Source organism: Gordonia hydrophobica NBRC 16057, assembly GCF_001592365.1.
GTDB lineage: Bacteria > Actinomycetota > Actinomycetes > Mycobacteriales > Mycobacteriaceae > Gordonia > Gordonia hydrophobica.
Genome location: NZ_BCWU01000010.1, coordinates 22,313 through 45,374, shown reverse-complemented (window position 1 = coordinate 45,374; position 23,062 = coordinate 22,313). Strand labels below are relative to the sequence as shown.

The 23,062-nt window shown below is 68.8% G+C and carries 16 protein-coding genes; 10 read left to right on the top strand and 6 right to left on the bottom strand.

What is annotated here, in order from left to right; all coding sequences use genetic code 11:
- Positions 1-26 precede the first annotated feature (26 nt).
- The 4 genes from recD to GH2_RS16200 form a co-directional block, all read right to left on the bottom strand.
- On the bottom strand, positions 27-1,901 hold the full coding sequence (gene recD, locus GH2_RS16215; RefSeq protein WP_066170301.1) for an exodeoxyribonuclease V subunit alpha: 1,875 nt from the start codon (positions 1,899-1,901) through the stop codon (positions 27-29).
- Entirely contained in the window at positions 1,898-5,287 is a 3,390-nt protein-coding gene (locus GH2_RS16210) for a UvrD-helicase domain-containing protein (RefSeq protein WP_066170298.1), read from the bottom strand. Before GH2_RS16210 ends, recD begins: the two co-directional genes overlap by 4 nt.
- Positions 5,284-8,655, bottom strand: coding sequence for an exodeoxyribonuclease V subunit gamma (gene recC, locus GH2_RS16205; protein WP_066170295.1), 3,372 nt, complete (start codon positions 8,653-8,655; stop codon positions 5,284-5,286). The genes GH2_RS16210 and recC overlap by 4 nt, the downstream gene beginning before the upstream one ends.
- A 69-nt stretch (positions 8,656-8,724) precedes the next feature.
- Complete coding sequence (locus tag GH2_RS16200) at positions 8,725-9,156, bottom strand: acyl-CoA thioesterase (RefSeq protein ID WP_066170292.1); 432 nt, start codon at positions 9,154-9,156, stop codon at positions 8,725-8,727.
- On the opposite strand from GH2_RS16200, the gene GH2_RS16195 reads away from it, so the two are divergent.
- Positions 9,155-9,883 carry a GNAT family N-acetyltransferase gene (locus GH2_RS16195; RefSeq protein ID WP_239589079.1) on the top strand — a complete coding sequence of 243 codons (729 nt, stop codon included), beginning with the start codon at positions 9,155-9,157 and terminating at the stop codon, positions 9,881-9,883. The genes GH2_RS16200 and GH2_RS16195 overlap by 2 nt on opposite strands.
- A gap of 146 nt (positions 9,884-10,029) precedes the next feature.
- Complete coding sequence (locus GH2_RS16190; RefSeq protein WP_066170286.1) at positions 10,030-11,457, top strand: NAD(P)/FAD-dependent oxidoreductase; 1,428 nt, start codon at positions 10,030-10,032, stop codon at positions 11,455-11,457.
- A 61-nt stretch (positions 11,458-11,518) separates the two neighbouring features.
- Here GH2_RS16190 and GH2_RS16185 read toward each other — a convergent pair whose 3' ends face one another.
- The gene (locus tag GH2_RS16185; RefSeq protein WP_066170283.1) at positions 11,519-11,950 is read right to left on the bottom strand and encodes a PaaI family thioesterase; all 432 of its coding nucleotides are present in this window, start codon (positions 11,948-11,950) and stop codon (positions 11,519-11,521) included.
- Positions 11,951-12,270: 320 nt separating this feature from the next.
- Between GH2_RS16185 and GH2_RS16180 the strand changes: the two genes are divergently transcribed.
- The 8 genes from GH2_RS16180 (at position 12,271) to GH2_RS16145 (ending at position 22,063) form a co-directional block, all read left to right on the top strand.
- A complete protein-coding gene (locus tag GH2_RS16180) occupies positions 12,271-12,663 on the top strand; it encodes a BlaI/MecI/CopY family transcriptional regulator (RefSeq protein WP_066170280.1) in 393 nt (130 codons plus the stop codon).
- Positions 12,664-12,708: 45 nt separating this feature from the next.
- Entirely contained in the window at positions 12,709-13,647 is a 939-nt protein-coding gene (locus tag GH2_RS16175) for a M56 family metallopeptidase (RefSeq protein WP_066170278.1), read from the top strand.
- 44 nt (positions 13,648-13,691) lie between these two features.
- Positions 13,692-15,128, top strand: coding sequence for a GMP reductase (guaB1, locus tag GH2_RS16170; RefSeq protein ID WP_066170275.1), 1,437 nt, complete (start codon positions 13,692-13,694; stop codon positions 15,126-15,128).
- A gap of 9 nt (positions 15,129-15,137) precedes the next feature.
- Positions 15,138-16,523 carry a hemolysin family protein gene (locus GH2_RS16165; RefSeq protein ID WP_066170271.1) on the top strand — a complete coding sequence of 462 codons (1,386 nt, stop codon included), beginning with the start codon at positions 15,138-15,140 and terminating at the stop codon, positions 16,521-16,523.
- Entirely contained in the window at positions 16,520-17,596 is a 1,077-nt protein-coding gene (locus tag GH2_RS16160) for a hemolysin family protein (protein ID WP_066170268.1), read from the top strand. The genes GH2_RS16165 and GH2_RS16160 overlap by 4 nt, the downstream gene beginning before the upstream one ends.
- Positions 17,596-18,480 (top strand): 3-methyladenine DNA glycosylase, encoded by an 885-nt coding sequence (locus tag GH2_RS16155; protein ID WP_066170262.1) that lies wholly within the window; start codon positions 17,596-17,598, stop codon positions 18,478-18,480. Before GH2_RS16160 ends, GH2_RS16155 begins: the two co-directional genes overlap by 1 nt.
- 114 nt (positions 18,481-18,594) lie before the next feature.
- A complete protein-coding gene (locus GH2_RS16150; protein WP_066170258.1) occupies positions 18,595-20,787 on the top strand; it encodes a malate synthase G in 2,193 nt (730 codons plus the stop codon).
- 100 nt (positions 20,788-20,887) lie between these two features.
- A complete protein-coding gene (locus GH2_RS16145) occupies positions 20,888-22,063 on the top strand; it encodes a substrate-binding domain-containing protein (RefSeq protein ID WP_066170256.1) in 1,176 nt (391 codons plus the stop codon).
- A gap of 43 nt (positions 22,064-22,106) precedes the next feature.
- On the opposite strand, the gene GH2_RS16140 is transcribed toward GH2_RS16145, so the two are convergent.
- A complete protein-coding gene (locus tag GH2_RS16140) occupies positions 22,107-22,841 on the bottom strand; it encodes a lytic transglycosylase domain-containing protein (RefSeq protein ID WP_066170251.1) in 735 nt (244 codons plus the stop codon).
- Positions 22,842-23,062 lie beyond the last annotated feature (221 nt).

The window sequence follows — 23,062 nt, the reverse complement described above, 5'->3', positions numbered from 1 at the left end:
TCACGGCGGTGGCCTAAGGGTGCGTGTCAGCCGTGCTCGGAAAGGGTGGTGCGCAGACCGGAGGCGCGGGCCACGCGGCGGGCCACCGCGGCGCGCAGCGCCTCGGGCGTCCCGATGATCGTGACCTCGCGTTCGGCGCGGGTGATGGCCGTGTACAGGAGTTCCCGTGTCAGCAGTTCGGCGTCCGGCGGCGGCAGCACCACCGTCACCGTGGCGAACTGGCTGCCCTGACTGCGGTGGATCGTCATCGCATACACGGGGACGGCGTCGGCCAGCTGACTCGGATGAAGCTTCTTGATCTCGTGCCCGCGTTCGAAGACTGCGGCCAGCTCCTGCCCGTCGCCCTCCGGATCCACCACGACGACGCCGGAGTCGCCGTTGTAGACGCCCTGGGCCCGATCGTTCGCGGTCACCAACAGCGGCTCACCGGCATACCAGCCCGCACCTGCGGGCGGCCCGCCGAGATCGTCGGTGATCCAGCCGATCACCGTCCGCGACCACCCGCCGACGCCGTACGGGCCGTCGCGGTGGGCGCACAGCACCCGATGCCCGCGCAGTGCGGTCACCGCGGCTCGCGCGTCACCGGACACCGCTGCCGACCGCAGCGCACCGGCCCAGCCGACGGCTTCGCCGCGTACCGCGTCGGCGTCGTCCGGGTCGATCAACCGGACCGGATGCGTGGTGTCGGGACCCTGCCCGATCAGCTCCAGCACCCGGTCGGCGTCGCCGGTGTTCACCGCTTCGGCGATCTCCCCGATCCGGTCTCCGTAACGGTGACCGCGGCGCAACGTGATGACGCCGCGCACCAGGGATGCGCGTTCGGCTGCGTCGAAGTCGGCGGTCGGCAAATCGGTGACGTCGGCGAACGCCGCGGGCAGGTCGGCGGATCCGCTCGCGGAGGGATCCCGATCGACCAAGTCGGCGAGCACCGCGCCGGCCTCAACCGACACCAGCTGGTGCGGGTCGCCGACGAGGATGAGTCGGGTGTCCGACCGCAGCGATTCGAGCAGGCGGCACATCAGGGTGACCGGCAGCATCGAGGTCTCGTCCACCACGACCACGTCGTAGGGCAGGCGATTGGCGGAGCCGCGCAGGAACGTCCCGTCGGGTCGTGATCCCAGGAGTCGGTGCACGGTGACGGCGGCGGGCTCGCTCCGCAGGGTCTGATGTTCTCGCCGATACTCACCGATCGCCGTCTGCAGCTGGGCTGCGGCGCGGCCGGTCGGTGCGCACAGTCCGATGCGGAGGTCGCCGCCGAACAACGACTCCATCACCGACAGGATCCGCGCGACGGTGTACGTCTTGCCGGTGCCCGGTCCGCCGGCGAGAACGGTGGTCCACGAGACGGCCGCGAGCGCGGCGGCGGCGCGCTGACGGTCGTACCCGCCGGTGTCGCCCGCTCCGAACGCGACGTCGAGCGCCGTCGCCAGCGTCTGGGCGTCGACGTCGGGGCGTCCCGCTGCGCGCGTGTCGAGGATGTGGCGGATGCTCTGTTCCTGCCGGAAGTACTTGCGCAGGTAGAGCAGCGGACCGTCGTCGGAGTGCGCCAACGCCAGCGGTCGCAGCGGCCCCGACGGACAGCCGAGCACCAGGTGCGACGCGGCGATCGCCTCGCGCAGCGCGGCGGGCTCGGGCCACGGGAGCGCTGCCTGATCGGCGGCCGCGGATGCGATCTCGGCGATGCTGTCGATCTCCACGCACGTCGATCCGGTTCGGACCGCACGCACGGCGAGCGCGGTGGCGAGGAGGACGTCCTCGTGCACCGGCGCGCCCGACAACGCGGCGACGCGGCGGGCCACGTGCACATCGGCGGCGTTCAGGACCCCCGCTTGGTTGAACGGAGTCAGTCGGTCGGCGCCGCGCGCCACCCGCTGCGGGTCACCGTCGTCGATCGTCGTCATCGTGCACGCTCCTCGGTGCGGCCGGCCAGAAGGCTCGACATGGCCACCACCAGCGTCGGCGGCAGCTCCCAGTGGAAGACGCCGCACCCCGGCGGGGTGGACGGCCCGGCCATGCCGCGGACGAAGTGGTACTGGACCGGGCCCAGGTGGCGCGCAGGATCGTAGTCGGCGATCCGCCACCGCAGATAGCGGTGCAGCGCCACCGAGTACAACAGCGCCTGCAGCGGATAGTGCGCCGCCATCATCTCCGCGGCCATCGCCTCACGGTGGAAGTCCTCGACGGCGAGCTCGCCCGCACGCAGCCGGTTGGTCTTGTAGTCGACGACCACGAAGCGGCCGTCGTCGCGCCGGAGAATCGAGTCGATGCTGCCGGTGAGGTAGCCGCTGAACCGATCAGACGAGACCGTCCGCACCAGGTCGGCGTATGCCGCCAGTGGATCGTCGACGGGCAGGTGCGTGGCCAGCAGATCGCCGACGGCGTCGAGCCCGAAACCGCCGTCGTCCGCCGCCAGCGGCAATTCGAAGTCCATCTCGGCGAGGCGGTCGTTCGGCTTCACGCTCCACAGGTCACCGAACCCGAGTGGCGTCGTCAGGACGCCGACGAGTGCTCGAGCCAGCACCGCGACGTCGATGTCGACGCCCGCCGCTGCCGCCCCCTGGCGGCAGCGGTCCAGGATGTGCGCGTCGATGTCCTCCGACGAGGTGTCGACGTGCTCGAGCACTTCGTGCACCAGGGTCCCGAATCCGGCGCCGTACGGCAGTCCGTTCATCAGCGACGGCAGTCCGTCGACGGCCTCCGCCGCATCGGCGGGGCCGGCGTCCGCCGCGGGGCCCGCGTCGTCGGGCTCGTCCGGGCGGTGGACGTCGTCGGGTTCGCTGCCGCTCTCCACGACCGAGACCGGTCCCGGAGCCTGTGCGTGGACGGCGGCGTGCGCGGCGGCCACGATCGCCGAGTACGACGTCCGCCGCCATTGCCGGTCGATGGTGCGACCGAAGCGGGCGACGTCGAGTACCGGCGCAGGCTGATCGTCTCCGGGCGGACGCCAGTCGACGGTCGCCGAACCGCTCGCGGGCTCCAGTCGGATCGCCGGACTGCACGAGGCGATCGCTTTGAGCACACTGACGCAGTCGCCGTCGTCGGGCAGGATCGGCACGGTCTCCGGTATCGGCGAGACGGCGCCCGAGCGTGCCGCGGCTCGTCGGTCGCCGACTGTGAACAGCAGCCGATGGAGCGCCCCGCGCGGGGTGGTGGTGCTCGGTGTCCACCACAGCACCACCTGGCTGCGGGCGCGGGTGGCCGCGACGTACAGCAGCCGAAGGTCTTCGCCCGAGCCCTCGGTGCGCGAGCGGCGGTCGCGCCGGGCGTACCCGCGCGCCTGTTTGCCCCCGACGTCGAGGTACCGCGCGTCGTCGTCCTCGTGGTACAGGAAGGTCTGCGGGTTGGGATGGCTGGCCCCGTCCCAACCGAACGGGACGTACACGATCGGGAACTCGAGTCCCTTGCTCGCATGCACCGTCATGATCTGGACGGCCTCGGTGTCGCGGTCGAGCCGTCGGGTCGCGTCGCGCTGCTGTCCCCACCCGGCGCTGTCGTCGATCTGTCTCCCGAGCCACTCGACCAGCGAGGTGACGCCGCCGGAGGTGTCGACCGCGCGGCGGTTGCACAGCTCGGACAGCTGGACGATGTCGGTCATCAGCCGTTCGCCGCCGTCGAGGCGCAGCAGTCGTTCGGCCGTCCCGAACTCGGCGAACAGTCGTGCGGCCATCGGAGCGAATCCGCCGTCGACGAAGATGCGGCCGAGTTCGGCGAGTCGTCCGGACAGGGTGCCGACGCCGGTGTCGCCCTGCCGTTCGAGGGTCTGCGCCGTGAGTCCGATGAGCGGGGTCAATGCGGCCAGGCGCACACGCGGCTGCCGGGACGGACTCTCGATCGCCGAGAGGACGTACCACCAGTAGCGGGCCGCCGGGGTGTCGAAGATCGAGGTGCCCGACGTGACGACCGACGCCACCCCGCGCGCGGCGAGCGCCCGTTGGAGCGGTGCGACCGTCTTGTTGGCGCGCAACAGGATCGCGATGTCACCGGGTTCAACCGCTCGGCGGTCGTCGCCGTCGTCGTCGATCAGGGTGCCGCTGCCCAGGACGGCGGCGATGTCGTTCGCGACGTCGTCGGTGACCCTCTCGCGCACCGGACCCACCAGGGGCGTGGTGCCGTCTTGCGTGGTGACACTGAAGTCGTTGCGGAGGAACGCACGGATCCGGACCGCGGGCGCACCGTGGATGCGCGATCCGGTGTGGCGGGCTCGGACCGGGTGGTACGCGATCTTCTCGTGCCCCATGGTGGCGCCCTCGAAGAGCACGCCCAGACCGTCGACGACGGCCTCGTCCGACCGCCAGTTGACCGCCAGCCGCCGCTGCTCGCTCGCGGACTCGACCGCGTTCAGGTAGCTCAGCACCTCGGCGCCGCGGAATGCATAGATGGACTGTTTCGGGTCGCCGACCAGGATCAACGGCAACTGCTCGTGGAAGCAGAGCCGCACGATCGCCCACTGCTGCGGATCGGTGTCCTGAAACTCGTCGATGAGGACGACCGAGAACTGATCACGGATCCGGCGGCATGCCTGCTCGCCGATGTCCGGGTCGGTGACGATCTCGAACAGGGCCTGCTGCAGGTCGTCGTAGGTGCGCAGGCGGGCCAGACGTTTACGGACCGCCGTGTGCTTGCGGGCCTGCTGGGCGATCCACACGCGGATGTCGGAGTCGTCTGTGCGCTCGTCCTCCCGGTTCGGCGCCAGCGCGGCTGCCGGGTCACGCACGGCAGCGATCGCGATCTGCTCGGCGTCCTCGTACGACGGCGCCGTGTCCGGATCGCCTGCGAACCGGGCGAGGTAGGCGTCGCGGGCGAGTTCGGCGACCATCTCGTCGACGTTCTCCACGATCGGGTACTGCTGCTGTCTGCCGCCGAGGAAGCCGAGCGCAGCCAGCATCCGATTGCAGAACGTGTGAGTGGTGGCGACGGTCGCCGCATCGAAGTCCGACAATGCATCGCTCAACCGTTCACGACGCAGGCGCAGCAGTTCCGGACCGGCGTCGGCGAGGTGTGCGACGAGTTCGTCGTCGGACCCGCGCGCGGTGTCCGGATCGCCGAGTGCGGCCACGCATTCGGCGAGTCGGGCGTGGGTCCGATCGCGGAGCTCGGCCGAGGCCGCGTTCGAGAAGGTGGCCATCAACAGGTCCGACACGCCGACGCCCTCGGCGATGTACCGGACGGCGAGCGCAACGATGGCGTACGTCTTGCCGGTTCCGGCGCTCGCCTCCAGGACCAGTGTCTGCTGCGGGAGCGGCCCGGTCAGGTCGAAAGCATCGGCCCCGCGAACGGCGGCGGTCATCGGTCCTCCTCGTTCTGCAACAGGGGCCCGAACAGGCCTGCGGCGAGCCGGACGTACATGTCCGTGGCCTCGTCGCCGGGCAGCCATCCGGCGGCGGCCGCCATCGTGTCGATGGCGGGCACCGCGGCGGCGAGGGTCTCGAACTCGACCGCTGCGTCGGGGTCGCCGTGGAAGACCAGGCTCGCGTAGCGATTCGGGTCGGAGTACGACTTCCGGTAGGTCCACATCGCCCGAGTGCGCGCCCGCTCCGCACGGCCCGACCGGACGAACTCCGAGGCAGCCGCGCTCGCCGCGTCGAGCGTCAGTCCCACCGGCGCGGACAGACCCGCGTCTCGGATGGCGACGAGCACGTTCAGCAGGTCCGCGGGATTCGACGGGACATGCAGTCGGCTCACCTTGGCCGACGGGAACCGGCCCGACGCACTGCCGATCACGATCGCCTCGGACACCTCCCGGTCCGATCCGGCGGCGATCGCAAGGAGCCGGATCCAGGCGGCGAGTCGATGTTTGGGCGCGAGGCGCGAATAGCTCACCGGTACCAGGCGGCCCGCGAACACCTCGCCGACCGTCCCCGTCAGCCGACGACCGTCCGGCAGCCGGACGCGCACATCGATCGCATCGGCGGCGTCGCCGCGGTATCCGTGCGCCGCCGTCGCGACGGCTTGCGCCTTGTCGCGGATCGGCGAGAACTCTCGAGCGCCGAAGGCGAACGGCGGCAGCGATCCACGACGGAACTCCGCGCCCTGTGCGGCGGCCGGGTCGTCGCCTGCGAGGAGCGCCGCCAGAAATCGGTTGCCGACCCCCCACCGTTCCAGCCCGTCGAGTGAGACGGCCAGCTCGTCGGAGTGGTCGTCGGCGTCGTCGGGCAGTCCGACGCCTAGCCGCTGGCGCGCATACCCCTCGACCGGTGCGCTGAGGAACCCGATGAGGTCGTCCAGGTCGACGTCCGCCGACCGATCGGCGGGCGGCAGCGTCTCGTCGGCGATCACCGGCAGGCGCGGCCCCCGCGTGTGCGAACGAGTCAGGGCGCTCAATGCCCGGGCCGCGGGCAGCAGGCCGGTGTCGTAGCTGAACGGGCCGCCCGACGTGCGAACGAAGTTGGCCTCGTCGAAGGCGTGGAGGGTGTGCCGATGCAGGATCGGGACGGGATCGCCGGTGGCGATGCCGAGGACCCCGCGCGCCGCGTCGAGGAGTTCGCTGACGACCACCGCGGGCGGAGTCTGCGTTCCGGTCAGCGCGTTGGCTCCGGTGTAGAAGACCAACAGATTGTCGGTAGCCGCACCGACCGCGTCCAGGAACACCTGGCGGTCCTCGTCACGCACGTTGCGTTCACCGACCATCGGTGTCACCTGCAGAATGTCGTCTCCGTCGACGGCGCCGGCTCGCGGATACGCGCCGCTGTCCATGCCGAGCACCGCGATCACCCGATGCGGAACCGAACGCATCGGCACCATGGAACAGACCGTCAGTTCTCCGGTGCAGAAGTTCGTGCGGGTCGGCCGCGCGCGGAGCAGGGTCGTCATCAGATCACGCAGATCGGCCAGCTCGAGCTCGGACTCCGCAGTCCCGTCGGGCACCGCGAGCGCCTCGGTCAGCATGCCGACGGCCTGGCTTCGCTGCCACTGCGTGTCGCCGTCGGTCTGGGTGAGCAGATCGATCATCCGGAGCAACAGCGCCGACCACGCACCGGTCAGATGCCGCTGCGACACGTCCTCGAGAAGATCGGCGAGCCGCCCGGCGAACTCGGCGAACCGTCCGGCGAGATCGGTGTCGGTCGAGTCGATGCCCGACAGCGGCAACGCCGTGGCGAGCCATTCGTTCTCGGACTCCTCGGCGACCACGCCGAGCAGGATGCGGTCGAGACCGGTGTGAACGGTCCCCTGCGGAAACCCGCCGAGCCCGAACCGCCGGCGCTGAGCGTCGTCGACGCCCCAGCGCACGCCGGCGCGCTGCACCCAGCCGGTCAGTGCATCGACGTCGTCGTCGCTGAAGCCGAATCGACGGCGAACGGGTTCGGCGCCGACCAGATCGAGGAGGTCGCCCGCACGGACGCGCCCGGCGGCCAGGTCGAGAACGCGCGCCACGACGTCGAGCACGGCGTTCTGCGTCCGGATGCCACGGTCCGCCAACCGGACCCGCAGGGTGAATGCGGGGTGGTCGCCGCTCATCCCGGACTGTCCGAAGGCGCCACCGATCAGCGGGGCGAAGGCGTCCACATCCGGGCACATGATGAGCACATCGCGCGGCTCCAATGACGGATCGGCGTCGAACAGGTGCAACAGCCGATCGCGCAGCACCTCGACTTGGCGAGCCGGTCCGTGGCAGGCATGCACTTCCAGACTTCCATCGGCCCGGGCGCCGTCGACCCGGACCAGGGCGTCGTCGCGGATGCCGTTCTGGAGGGCGCGCAGCAGAGTGCAGGTCGGCGCGGACGGCGACGGGTGATGCACCGAGGCGCCGATCGCGGGCGCCAACACCTCGTGCAGTTCCTGGACATCGCGGGAGAGTGCGGCCAGCAGCGGATGACTCGGCCGCAGCGGCACTCGACCGGCGCGGGGCTGCATCGGCGCAGCGGAGGTGGCGGCGTCCACGCGATCCCACAGCGCGGGCGAAGGATGCGGCAGATACAGGGCGACGTCGCGTTGCTGCGCCAGCGCGTCCAGAACCACGCGCAGGGTCTGCGGGATCCGCGTGGCGCCGAACAGTGCGAACCGGTTCGGCACGTCGACTGCTCCGGGATCGTCTCGCAGCCGCTCGAGAACCCCTCCGAGATCTTCCGCGAGATGCGCGTGCCCGATCTCGGCTCTGACCAGTCGCCAGAGCCACGGCTGCCAGCGCAGGTGATCGGCCAAGAGCGTCCCGGTGCCATCGGTGTCGTCGCCGGCCGCCCATTCGGCGATCATGGTCGGCCGCTGCCACCCGTACGCGCTGAACAGGCCGGCGATCGTCGACGCCGTCGACAGCCTCCGGCCGCGTTGGGCGCCCCCGGCTTCCCCCAACCCCAGGTGCGTGGCGAGCACCGCCAGGTGCGGGTCGGCGAGGTGGGCGTCGATGACCCGGAGCACCGGCCAGCGCAGGCGGTCCGCGAACCAGCTCTCCGCGGCGTCCGGGTCGGTCGCCACGCCGTCGATGACCTGGCGCAGCAACGACCGCGGTGAGTCGAACGCGATGTTGGCGGCGATCCCGTCCGTGCCGGACGATCCGGTTCCGAGCCGAAGGGACAGTTGCTGTCGCAGCCATCGCTCCACCCCTCGTTCGGGGACCGCGACGATCTCGGTCTGCATGGGATCGGCCAATGGCGTCGCGAGCGTCTGCGCCAGTACGTCCACCAACTGCTGCGCGGACTCGGCGCGGTGCACGGTCAACACGCTTGACTCTCCCCTCTCCTCACCACGAACGTGCTGTCACGCTCCTGTGACACCGCATGCGTCGGCCGGTCATCGCCTGCGACGCAACTCGACTTCGCCGCCGAGATGCGCACGCAGGACCGCGTCGAGCTCGTCGGTGATCGCTGCCGGTCGACCGGTCTCGCGGTCGACCGTCGTGCATGTGGTCTCGCCCAGCGCGGACAGCTCACCGGAGGCGGTCCGGAGCCGATACCCGTAGTCGAACGACTTCCCGCCGATCCGCGAGATCCAGATCTCGACGGTCACCGGCTCGGGCGTGTACAGCAGCGGCGTGACGTATTCGATCTCCTGCCGCGCGATCAGGAACGCGAACGGCCGGGTGCGCCCGGAGAACCACTCGTGCATGGCGCGCACCCGGGCTTCTTCGAGGATGCGCGCGAACTGCACGTTGTTGATGTGATTGAGCGGATCCATGTCGCCCCATCGCAAGTGGATCTCGATCATCGAGGAGTTCTCCGACATGGCTGCACCTTATCGCTGGGCCCCGACAGCGGCCCGCGCCGGGATGGGCGCGGCGCACCGCGCCGAGTCGCCGGTTTTTGTCGTCCGTCGCCGATACACTCGCCGGGTGGACATCGGCACGCGACGACTTCGACTGCGCCCCGTGGCGCCCGTCGACGCCGGGCTGCTGAACGCTCTCGACGCCGATCCCGAGGTGATGCGGTTCGTCTCCGGCGGCGAGCCGACGCCCACCGCGGTGATCACCGACTGGGTGATCCCGCGGTCGCAGGCTCAGTTCCGCGATCACGGCACCGGTCTGTGGCTGGCGTTCGACAGGCGCACACAGGCCATGGCCGGCTGGGTGTGGCTGCGACTCCCCCGTCACTCCGCGGTGCCGGAGTTGGAGCTCAGTTATCGGTTGGCGCGCGAATCCTGGCATCGGGGCCTGGCGACCGAGGCGTCTCGGGCACTGGTCGACGTCGCCTTCACCACCACCGCGACCGAACGCGTCTTCGCGGGCACGCATCCGGACAACGTCCGCTCCCAACGGGTGATGCAGAAACTCGGCATGCGACTGGCCACCGAGAATCTGCAGCGCGAGCACTTCGACGACGGCTTCACCGGTCAGGACGTGGAGTACGAGGTCCTGCGTCGCGACTGGTTGCGCAACCACCGCCCGGCGACGACTGCCGCGCCCGGGCGACATCATCGCCCCCGCGGTCCGGCCGCCGAAGACCTGCCCGCGTAGCGCGACCGTCCGGATGCCTGCTCCGGCAGGTCGGACTACCGTAAGCAGTCGAGTGTTCCAGCATGGGAGGAGACGGACATCCTCGTCGCCGCACTGGCTGCCGACCACGCATTTTCGTCACGAGAACAGAATTCAGGAGTTACGCAATGACCAGCAGCCCTGCCACGAACCCGCGGCGCCGCCGTCAGGTCGTCATCATCGGCTCGGGGTTCGGTGGCCTGTTCGCCGCGCAGCGACTCAAAAAGGCCGATGTCGACGTCACGCTGATCGCGAAGACCACCCACCACCTCTTCCAGCCGATGCTGTACCAGGTCGCCACGGGCATCATCGCCGAAGGCGAGATCGCCCCCGCGACGCGCGTCATCCTACGCGATCAGAAGAACGCCAGCGTCCTGCTCGGTGAGGTGTTCGACATCGATCTGAAGAATCAGACCGTCCGGTCGCAGTTGCTGGAACGGGTCACCGAGACGGCGTACGACGACCTCATCGTGGCGGCGGGCGCCGACCAGTCGTACTTCGGCAACGATCACTTCGCCGAATACGCGCCCGGCATGAAAACGATCGACCATGCGCTCGAACTCCGCGGTCGCATCCTCGGCGCCTTCGAGCAGGCCGAGTTGTCCGACGATCCCGCCGAGCAGGAGAAGCTGCTGACCTTCGTGGTCGTCGGCGCAGGCCCCACCGGTGTGGAGATGGCCGGCCAGATCGCCGAGATGAGCGACATCACGCTCAAGGGCGCGTTCCGGAACATCGACCCGACACAGTCGCGGGTGATCCTGCTCGACGCAGCCCCCGCGGTCCTGGGCCCGTTCGGTGCGAAGCTCGGGCAGAAGGCCAAGAAACGGCTGGAGAAGCTCGGCGTCGACGTCCGCCTCGGTGCCATGGTCACCGATCTGGACTACGACGGTCTGTCCGTGAAGTACCAGGACGGCACCGTCGAGCGGATCGAGAGTCAGTGCAAGGTCTGGTCGGCGGGTGTGCAGGCCAGCTCACTCGGCAAGGTCCTCGCCGAGCAGTCCGACACCGAACTCGACCGCGCAGGCCGCGTCAAGGTGGGCCCGGACCTCACGATCCCCGGGCACTCCAACGTCTACGTGGTCGGCGACATGATGGCCGTCGACGGTGTGCCCGGTGTGGCACAGGGCGCGATCCAGGGCGGCCGCTATGCGGCGGACGCCATTCTCGCCGAGATGCGCAAGGGCCAGACCCCGGAGCAGCGCAAGCCGTTCAGCTACTGGGACAAGGGGTCCATGGCGACGGTGTCGCGCTTCAGTGCCGTGATGCAGGTGCCGCTGCCGTTCACCAAGCGCAAGTTCGAGACCGAGGGCTACCTGGCATGGCTCGGCTGGCTGGCCCTGCACCTGGTGTACATGGTCGGCTTCCGCAACCGACTCAACACCTTCATCAACTGGTTCTTCGCGTTCTCCACGCGCGGCCGGACCCAGCTCGCCGTGACCGAGCAGCAGGTCTATGCCCGCTCGGCGCTCACCGAGCTGTCGTATCTGGAACGCCTGCGAGTCGCCGACGCCGCCAAGGCCGAGGCCGAGGGCAAGAAGGACGAGCAAGCAGGCTGATCCCCCACCGAACCCGGATCGCCCCGAGACCATCGGTCTCGGGGCGATCCTGTGGGCGATGTCAGGCTCCGGGGAGCGTGGGCATCTCGATGTTCTGCAGCCGGACACGCGACTGCGCGACGAGGCGGCCTTCATCGTCGACCATGTCGATCTGCCACAACTGCTGCCTGCGGCCCCGATGCAAGGGCGTGGTCGACACCGAGATCACGCCGCTGCGGACCGACCGGAGGAAGTCGGTCGAGTTGTTGACGCCGACCGCGGAACCGCCGATACCCGATTCCTGAAGCCAGCAGAAGGCACTCACGCTGGCCGCACTCTCGGCGAGGGCGCAGTAGACGCCGCCGTGAGTGATCCCGAACGGTTGGTGGTGGTGTTCGTCGACGTCGAGGGTGCCGATCACGGTCTCCCCGGTCGCCTCCGTGATGGTGAAGCCGAGGAGTTTGTCGAAGCCGCGGGCCTCGGTCGTATCGATCGACTCTGCAAGATTTTCCATGTCTGAAGATTGCCACCCTTTCGCCTGAGCAAGCCAATGGCCCCCGCGCTCAACAGCGAGCGGCGGGGGCCATTGCCACGGATCGGGGGTCTCTGCAGCCCTCAGGACTCTCACGCGATCCTTGATACTGAATGTAGGCTAACCTTAGTCACGTGTCAACCTGTTGCGGGAACACGCGGCGAGCCTCGTTCGTTGCACTGACACGAGCGGCGACCGACGAGGTCGACGCGAACGCCGTCCGCAACACTGATGCGAGCACTGACGGTCCCTGGACACGGGATCGCCGACCCGAAGCCGAGAAACCTGGGAGTCGACGTAGAATGAAGAAGATGAACGGATTGGGCGACCTCGAGCGTGCAGTGATGGACACGCTATGGGCTTCGGCGACACCGCAGACGGTGCGTCAAGTCCATGCCGAGTTGTCTAATACTCGGAACCTGGCCTACACGACGGTGATGACCGTCCTGCAGCGCCTCACCAAGAAGGGGCTCGTCAATCAGATCCGCGACGACCGCGCGCATCAGTACGCTGCCGCGTCGCCCCGCGAAGATCTGGTCGCGAAACTGATGGTCGATGCGCTGAGTTCGGCCGACGCCCCCGGGTCGCGCCACGCCGCGCTCGTGTCGTTCGTCGGACGAGTCGGCGCCGATGAGGCCGCCGCACTCCGCGAGGCGCTCGACGAACTCGAAGCGACACGCCCGACCCACCGTTGACTGCCCCGACCCGCGACTGACGTCCCGAGACACTGAGGAAGGCCGATGACCGCACTGCTGTTCGGCATCCTCACCATTGCTTTGGTCGGGCCGATTCCCGAAGTCCTCTCGCGGGCCTCCTGGCCGCTCCACGCTCCGCGGGCCGCCATGGCGTTGTGGCAGTCGATCGCCCTCGCCGCGGTCCTGTCCGCGTTCAGCACCGGACTCGCGATCGCGGCGAACCTGCTCGCGCCGGGCCCCGACGGCACCCCGACCAACAATCCCGTCGAGGAGATCCATCGGCTGGGATGGTTCCTCTGGACCGTCTACGTGACCGTCTTCGTCCTCACCCTGGTGATCGGTGCGCGACTGATGTACACGGTTCTGCGGGTGGGGATCCGAACGCGCGCACGCCGGAACGCCCATCGCACCCTCATCGATCTCGTCGACAATGTGGGACGCAGTCGTGAGGTCGGCCGCGACGTCCGCATCCTCGACGTCGCCGATCCCCTCGCCTACTGCCTTCCCGGTCTGCGCAGCCGCGTCGTCCTCAGCGAGGGCGTGCTCACCCGGCTGGATGATCGCGAGCTCGCCGCGGTGATCGAACATGAGCGCGCACACCTGCGAGCGCGACACGACCTGGTCCTCGAGGTGTTCATCGCGCTCCACGAGGCGTTCCCGCGGTTCGTCCGCTCCCACTCGGCGCTCGGCTCGGTGGAACTCCTAGCCGAAGCGCTCGCCGACGACCAGGCCGCTCGCGCCACCAGCCCCACCACCGTGGGCCGGGCGCTCGTCGCCTGCGCCGACGCGACGGCGCCCCGCGGAGCCATGGCTGTCGGCGGTCCGACGACCCTGGTCCGCGTCCGTCGCCTCGGGTATCTGACGCCGACGTGGCAGATGTCGGCGACCGCGTACACCCTGGCCGCCGCGATCCTCGTGGTACCGACCCTCGCCGTCGCGATTCCCTGGCTCACCGAACTCACCCGGTTGATCTCCCACCACTGATCACCGACGCCACGTCCTGTTCATCGACGAGAAAGGGTTCGCCTGTGCGATTCCTCGACGGGCACGCACCCGGCCACGACCTCACCTACGACGACGTCTTCATCGTCCCCAACCGCTCGGCGGTGACCTCCCGCTTCGACGTCGACATGTCGACCGCCGACGGCACCGGAACCACCATCCCGCTCGTCGTCGCAAACATGACGGCGATCGCGGGAAAGCGGATGGCGGAGACCGTCGCCCGACGAGGTGGCCTCGTCGTGCTCCCGCAGGATGTGCCGATCGACGCCGCCGCGCACACCATCACCTACGTCAAGAGCCGTCACCTGATCGCCGAGACCCCGGTCATCCTGAACGCCGACGACGTGATGGCGCACGCGCAGGCCCTGATCCCGAAGCGGTCGCACGGATACGCCGTCGTCCTCGACAAGAACCGTCCGGTCGGACTGATCCCCCGGGCGCTGCCCGGCCACGAGATCGATCTGTTCACCGACGTCGGATCCGCTGCCGACCCGATTCCCGTGGCACTGCCCGCCGACACCGATCCGCGTGCGGTGTTCGACGCACTGGTCGACGCCAACGCCGATCTCGCTGTGCTCACCGACGAGTCCGGCGGGCTCGCCGGCGTCCTGACCAGACTCGGCGCCCTGCGCGCAGGCATTTACCAGCCGAACGTCGACGCCCGCGGCAACCTCCGGATCGCCGCGGCCGTCGGCATCAACGGCGATGTGGTGGCTCGCGCCACGGCGCTGGTCGAGGCGGGTGCCGATCTGCTCGTCGTCGACACCGCGCACGGGCATCAGGAGAAGATGATCACCGCACTGGGTGCGATCGCCGCCGCCGATCTCGGTGTTCCGCTCGCCGCAGGCAATGTGGTCTCCGCGCAGGGCACGCTCGATCTGGTGAACGCGGGCGCGAACATCATCAAGGTGGGCGTCGGTCCCGGTGCCATGTGCACCACGCGGATGATGACCGGGGTGGGCCGCCCGCAGTTCTCCGCCGTCGCCGAGTGCGCGGCGGTGGCCCGCGAACACGGCGCCTCGGTGTGGGCCGACGGCGGTATCCGCCACCCGCGCGATGTCGCACTCGCGATCGCCGCCGGAGCCGCCAACGCGATGGTCGGCTCGTGGTTCGCAGGCACCTACGAGTCGCCCGGCGATCTGCACACCGACCCGCACGGCGAGTACAAGGTCAGTTTCGGCATGGCGTCGAAGCGCGCGGTCGCCGCCCGTTCGTCCGGCGACTCCGCCTACGACCGCGCGCGAAAGGCCTTGTTCGAAGAGGGGATCTCGTCGTCGCGCATCCGCATCGACCCGGAACGCCCCGGTGTCGAGGACTTGATCGACCACATCTGCTCGGGAGTTCGGAGCACCGCGACCTACACCGGGGCCGCCACGCTCGAGGAGTTGCACGACAAGGTGGTTCTGGGCGTGCAGTCCGCCGCAGGCTTCGCGGAAGGTCGCCCGCTCCCGGGCGGATGGTGACCTGCGACGGTGGACATCCTCATCATCGTGCTCAGCCTGGTCGGCTTCGTCGCGCTGACGCTGGGGACGGCGCTGTTCGTCGCCGGTGAGTTCTCCCTGACGGCGTTGGAACGCTCGACCATCGCGGGCGACGTCGCTCGCCGCGGCGACCGGCGCGCCCGCGCGGTGGAGAAAGCGCACAAGACCCTCTCGTTCCAACTCTCCGGTGCTCAGCTGGGCATCACCATCACCACGCTGGTCACCGGTTACATCGCCGAGCCGGTGCTGGCACGGATCTTCGATCCGGTGCTGACCGCGATCGGCATTCCCGACGGCGCCGTGGGCGGCGTCTCGCTGGCCTTGGCATTGATCATCGCGACATCGCTGTCGATGGTCCTCGGCGAGTTGATGCCGAAGAACCTGGCCATCGCCAAACCGCTCGGCGTGGCACGGGCGACGGCGACCCCGCTCTCACTCTTCTCGACATTCTTCAAGTTCGCGATCAACGGCCTCAACGGCACCGCCAACGCGCTGGTCCGCCGGCTGGGCATCGAGCCGACCGAAGAGCTCGGGTCGGCGCGGTCGGCCGCCGAACTCGCCGCCCTCGTCCGCAATTCGGCACTGCGCGGCTCACTCGACGCCGACACCGCCACCCTCGTCGACCGCTCACTGCGGTTCGGCGATCTGACGGCCGAAGACCTGATGACCCCGCGCGTGCGCATCGAGTCCCTGGAGCCGGGCGATTCGGTCCGCGACCTGATCGCTGCGGCGTCGCGGACCGGGCACTCCCGGTTTCTGGTCGCCGAGGCAGGCGACCTCGACAATCTCGTCGGCGTGGTCCACATCAAGCAGGCGTTCACCCTGCCGCCGCAGAGCCTGGCCACCACCTCCCTGCGCTCGCTGGCCCGGCCCGTGACCCGGGTGCCGGACAGCCTCGACAGCGATTCACTGATGGACCGCATCTCGTCCAACGGTCTGGAGGTGTGCGTCGTGATCGACGAATACGGCGGCACCGCGGGCCTGGTGACCTCGGAGGACATCGTCGAGGAGATCCTCGGCGACGTCACCGACGAGCACGACCTCGAGGAATCCGACGTGACCCCGGTCGGCAACGGCTTCCGTTGCTCCGGGCTGCTGCGGCTCGACGAAGTGCAGACCGCCATCGGCTACCGAGCACCCGAGGGCTCGTACGAGACGCTGGGCGGCCTGATCATGTTCAGCCTCGGCCGCATCCCCCGAACGGGAGACATCATCGATCTGCCGCTACACGAGTCCGCGAACGACGCTCCCCTGGAGAGCCCGGAGCCGCGCTGGCAGGCGACCGTGGTGCAGATGGATCAGCGTCGCGTCGACAAGGTCTGGATGACGATCGTCGACGGCGTCCCGGCGACCGACCCGGACGGGGACCGCTCATGAACGACTGGTGGGGACTGATCCTCGCAGTCGTGCTCCTGGCTGCCAACGCCTTCTTCGTCGCCGCCGAGTTCTCGCTGATCGCGGCCCGCCGCGACCGGCTCGTCGCCCTGGAAGAGAGCGGCAAGAAGCGAGCACGCACCGTCATCGAAGCCTCCGAGCACCTCTCGCTCATGCTCGCGGGATCCCAGCTCGGCATCACCATCTGCTCGATCCTGCTCGGCCGAGTGGCCGAGCCCGCCATCGCGCATCTGATCTCGGCACCGCTGGAATGGGCCCACGTGCCCCACGAGCTGCTGCATCCGATCGCGTTCGCCGTCGGCCTGGCGATCGTCGTGATCCTGCACATCCTGCTCGGCGAGATGGTCCCGAAGAACATCGCGCTCGCCGGCCCCGAAACCGTCGCCATGTTGGTGGTCCCCCCGCACCTGCTGTTCATGCGCCTCGCCAATCCGCTGATCTGGTTCTACAACGCGCTCGCCAACCTCAGTCTCCGGATGTTCGGGGTGGAGCCGAAGGACGAGCTCGCGACCACGGTGAACGAGAGCGAGTTGGCCGACATGATCAGTGAGTCGCGCGAGACCGGCCTGCTGGATGCGGACGAGCACGAACGACTCACGCGCGCCCTCGAGACGGTCGAACGGACCGCCGCCGAGCTGATGATCCCGCTCGACGAGGTCCGCAGTGTCCGCGTGCAGCTCGACGCGGCGACCGGAGGTCTGGGCCCGCGACTGGGATCGGTGGAACGTGCGGTCCGGGAGACCGGCTACTCCCGCTTCCCCGTCCGCGGACTCGACGGCTCGTTCATCGGCTACCTGCACATCAAGGACGTCCTCGACGACATCCTCGACGAGGCCATCGGCCCGGACACGATCATCGGCATCGATCAGATCCGGCCGCTGCCGAAGATCGACCAGACCACGCCGCTCGACGAAGCGAGCGTCGCGCTGCGTCGTACCAGTGCGCACCTCGGTGCGGTGGTCAACAATGCGGGAACCATGCTCGGTGTCTTGGCCCTGGCCGATCTCGCGGAAGCCTTCATCGGCGACGTGCGCGACTCCACGCACCGGATCTGATGGTCGACGAGATCGTCCTTCCCCGCGCCGACTGGCAACTGCGAGCCGATCGCCATCGCGCGCGGATCGAGACTCTGATCGAGCCGTACACGCAGGCGCACCGGCGCGGTGAGAAGCATCCGGTCATCGACTTCCTGTTCACCTACTATTCGGCGCGGCCGGGGCAGGTGACCAAGTGGCATCCGGGGTTCGGCGTCGCCTTGAGTCGGGCGCACCGCTACGGCGGGCTGCGCGGCTACCACGTCACCGACGACGGCACCGCCCGCGTGACCGACGAACACCTCGCGTCCCGGCTCCACCTGGTCCGCTGGATCCTGGCCATGGAGCAGGCCACCGCGCGACGGACGCCTCGGCTGAGCTGCTTCGGTCTGCACGAGTGGGCCATGGTCTACCGCACCGACGCCAAACGTCACCGCATCCCGCTGCGCCTCGGCGGCGCGGGCACCGACGCCGTCGTCGAGGCCCATCCGATCCGGTGCACCCACTTCGACGCCTTCCGCTTCTTCACCGCGGACGCCGAGCCGCTCAACGCCACGGCGCTGACCCGGGCCGATGCCATCGAGAACGAGCAACCGGGATGCCTGCACGCGACCATGGACCTGTACCGGTACTGTTTGAAGCTGACCCCGTTAGTCGGCGGCGACCTCCTCGCCGACTGCTTCGAGCTGGCGCTGACCGCGCGCGTGCTCGACATGCGGGCCAGTCCTTACGACCTCACGGACTACGGCTACCAGGCGGTGCCCATCGAGACCGCCGACGGCCGTGCGCAGTATGTGCGCGAACAGACGGCGATCGCCCGCCGCGGAGCCGAACTCCGTGAGGCGCTCGTCACAACCTGCGAAGACTTGCTCGTGGCCGCCGGATCGACCCCGGACCTGCCATGACGACTCGCCAGTATGCCCAGATAAGATGGGTGCTCGGGGAAGACGCGGCCGGAGAGAGGTGGTCCCGGCGCGTCAGGGTTCCCCGATGAACGCACTCGCAAAGGAAAGGTTGCCATGACCGCACGCGTCAACGTCAACGGATTGCAGGTCGCCGAAGTTCTGTACAACTTCGTCAACAACGAAGCCCTTCCCGGCACCGGCGTAGACGCCGATCAGTTCTGGACGGGCGCCGCCGCCGTGTTCGGCGACCTCGCCCCGCGCAACCGCGAACTGCTCGACGTTCGCCAGGACCTGCAGGACAAGATCGACGCCTGGCACCGCGATCATCAGGACGTCGACTTCGACGAGTACAAGGCCTTCCTGACGGAGATCGGCTACCTGGTCCCGGTTCCCGAGGACTTCCAGATCACCACCTCCGGCGTCGACGCGGAGATCGCCGACATCCCCGGCCCGCAGCTCGTGGTCCCGATCCTCAACGCCCGGTTCGCGCTCAACGCGTCGAACGCACGGTGGGGCTCGCTGTACGACGCCCTGTACGGCACGGACGCGATTCCCGAGACCGACGGCGCCGAGAAGGGCTCGTCGTACAACAAGGTCCGCGGCGACAAGGTGATCGCCTTCGCGAAGGCGTTCCTCGACAAGGCCGCTCCGCTGGAGCAGTGCAGCCACGCCGACGTGACCTCGTACACCGTCGCCGACGGCGCCGTCGTCGCCGCGTTCGGTGACGGCCAGCGCACCACGTTCGCCGATCCGACCGCCTTCGCGGGCTTCACCGGCGAGGCGTCGGCGCCGACCGGCATCCTGGTGCGCCACCACGGACTGCACCTGGAGATCCAGATCGACCCGGCATCGCCGATCGGAGCCACCGACCCCGCGGGCGTCAAGGACGTCCTCGTCGAGTCGGCCGTCACCACGATCATGGACTTCGAGGACTCGGTCGCCGCGGTCGACGCCGACGACAAGGTCCTCGGCTACCACAACTGGCTCGGCCTCAACAAGGGCGACCTGGCCGAAGAGGTCAGCAAGGGCGGCAAGACCTTCACCCGCACGCTGAACCCGAACCGCACCTACACCGCGCCCGATGGCGCTGGCGAGGTGGAACTCCACGGTCGCAGCCTGCTGTTCGTCCGCAACGTCGGACATCTGATGACCAACCCGGCCATTCTGGACGCCGACGGCAACGAGGTGCCCGAAGGCATCTTGGACGCGCTGATCACCTCGCTCATCGGCATCCACGGCATGAGCGACCGCGCAACGACCGGGTCCACGGAACCGCGTCTGTACAACTCGCGCACCGGCTCGATCTACATCGTGAAGCCGAAGATGCACGGACCGGACGAGGTCGCCTTCACCAGTGAGCTCTTCGGTCGCGTCGAGGACGTCCTCGGTCTGCCGCGCAACACCATCAAGGTCGGCATCATGGACGAGGAGCGTCGCACCTCGGTCAACCTGAAGGCGTCGATCCTCGCCGCGTCCGAGCGCGTGGTGTTCATCAACACCGGCTTCCTGGACCGGACCGGCGACGAGATCCACACCTCGATGGAGGCTGGACCGTTCGTCCGGAAGGCCGAGATCAAGGGACAGACCTGGTTCGACGCGTACGAGGACTCCAACGTCGACAACGGTCTGCACGCAGGGTTGCAGCACAAGGCGCAGATCGGCAAGGGCATGTGGGCCATGCCCGACTTGATGGCCGACATGCTCGTCCAGAAGATCGGTCACCCGACGGCCGGTGCGAACACCGCGTGGGTCCCGTCGCCGACCGCGGCAACGCTGCATGCGCTGCACTACCACGAGGTCGACGTCTTCGAGCGGCAGGACGAGATCGCCAAGCGGGACCCCGCGTCGGTCGACGACATCCTCACGATCCCACTCGCGACGACGCCGAACTGGACCGACGAGGAGAAGCAGCAGGAGCTCGACAACAACTGCCAGTCGATTCTGGGCTATGTGGTCCGCTGGATCGACCAGGGCGTCGGCTGCTCCAAGGTGCCGGACATCCACGACGTAGCGCTGATGGAGGACCGCGCCACGCTGCGCATCTCCAGCCAGCACCTCGCGAACTGGATCCGTCACGGCGTCGTGACCGAGTCCGACGTCGTCGCCGCACTCGAGCGCATGGCACCGGTCGTCGACCGCCAGAACGCCGACGATGCGAGCTACCGTCCGTTGGCGCCGAACTTCGACGGCAACATCGCGTTCCAGGCGGCGAAGGACCTGATCCTCAAGGGCACCGTGCAGCCCAGCGGTTACACCGAACCGATCCTGCACGCCGCGCGCCGCGAGTACAAGGCCGCCAACGCCTGATATACACGAGTAGGTGGAACCACCGAGCCCGGACCGGATCTCGGTCCGGGCTCGGTGGCTTTCCGGCCGATCATGACACGAACCGCTGGAGGAGGAATCGGTGGCAAGGCACAACAGCGGCGAACGCAGCAGAAACTTCGTCAGCCGACCACTGATCGCCGTGGCACTCGTCCTCATTCTGATCGCAGGCGCCGTCACCGCGTGGCGGCAGCTGGGCGACGAGATCGACGACCAGCCGGCGACCGCGAACCCGTGTCTGGAAGGGCAGGCGACGGTGTCGGTCCTCGCCGATCCGGCGGTCGCGCCGGGCCTGCAGAAGATCGCGGAGAACTTCAACAAGACCAGTCCCACCGTGCGCGATCACTGCATCACCGTCGTGGTGCGGCCGGCAGACGCGCGCGCCACGCTGGAGGGGCTGACGGCGAAGACCTGGGATGACCAGACCTATGGCGCCTTCCCCGCCGCCTGGGTGCCACAGTCATCGGTGTGGGCCGCATCGTTGCAGGTGAGCAATGCCGCCGTGTTGCAGGGAAACCCGGAGTCGCTGGTGTCGTCGCCGGTTCGGTTGGCCATGGAACCCGAGCTCGCGAAGGCCGTCGACGGCGACCTGTCGTGGTCCGATCTGCCCGCTCAGACGCGTCCGAACTCACTCGCCGCGTTCGGCGAACGGTCGTGGGGATCGATGCGCATCGCCATGCCCGACGGTCCGCAGTCCGATGCGACGGCGCTCATGACGCAGGCGGTGGCGGCAGCGACCGTTCCGACGGAGAAGTCACTGACCACGCGGCAGGTCCAGTCGGACTCGGTCGTGTCCGCGATCGACGAACTCCTGTCTGCGCCGCCGAAGGTCGGCAACGGCTCCATCGATGCCGTCGTCCGCGCGATCGCCGAGACCACCGATCCCGCTGATGCACCAGTCCGCGCCGTCGCGGTCACCGAACAGCAGTTGTACGCGCTCACCAAGGACGACGCGAAAGCACGCGTGGCCGACGTGACGCCGAAGGGCCGCACACCGATCGCCGACTACCCGGTGATCCGGCTGGCCGGGCCGGCCGTGCCGGCCCACACCAGCGACGCGGTCGCCGAGTTCTTCACCTTCGCCCGGAAGCCTGCACAGATGGAGATCCTCACCATGTCGGGCTTCCACGGCAGCGGGAAGCTGCCCGACTCGACTCCGACCGTCACCTTCGGCGAGGTGACCGACCCGCTGCCGCTGCCCGAGCCCGCAGCGTCGGTCGCGATCAGCAAGAAGGTGTTCCCGGCCGCCGCCGGGTGATCGGTTCGGGCCAGTAGGCGTCGGGATCGCGCGTGATCAGCGGTCAGTAGCCGCGGGCGAATCCCAGGACGTTGGAGACGTACTCCATCGAGTTGTTGTACCGCAGGACCGCGTCCGTGCGTCCCGCGTCGGTGCGCAGGTCGAGGTTGTCGTCGCACAGGTACTTGGCGGTGGTGAGGGCCGCGTCGAACAGGTTCTGCGGATCCGACTTGCCGTCGCCGTTCCCATCGCCCGCATAGTGGTTCCAGGTGGACGGCAGGAACTGCATGGGGCCGACGGCGCGGTCGTAGACCGGGTCACCGTCGAGCTTACCGCCATCGGTGTCATTGATGACGCGGTTGCCCGCGAGGGTGCCGTTCAGGGTGGGGCCGTAGATCGGGGTGCGCAGCTCGCCCTTCTTGTCGGCGTCGCCGAAGTTCGCGTGATGCGACTCCACCTTGCCGATGCCCGCGATCAGGCGCCAGTCGATGCCGCAGCGCGGCTGCTTCTTTGCCATGGTGTCGGCGGCCGCCTGGTAGGCCTCGAAGTTGATCTTCGGCACGGCGCCGGACTTCACCGACGCGGGCGTGGCCTGGAAGGTCGCGACGACCGGCTTCACCTGGTCGGGGGCGGGCTTCGGTGCCGACCTCGGAATCTCGTAAGCGACGTTGTCGACGTGCGCCGGAGCCGGATCGGCCAGATTGCTGGGCGACGATGCTCCCGCGAGCACAGCTGCCGCGGGGATCAGGCCCGCAGCGACGAGCGCGGCAGACTTCAGCCGGGTGCGATGGGGATGCATGCGAAACAGACCTCGGGTTGGGAAAGGACAAAACTTCCACTCGAGATTCCGCTCCGCGCCGTGGCGCAGCGGGCGGCAAACGCCCTGGTCGGCGTCGCATCCCTCGGTGGGCCGACAACGAACGTACATGAGTTCGTCGCCTTACCGTTATCTTGTCGTTATCAACAGGCCTTTGGCAAACTTCTGGCAGACGCCAGCAAATTCACGCCTCGGCAGCCGCG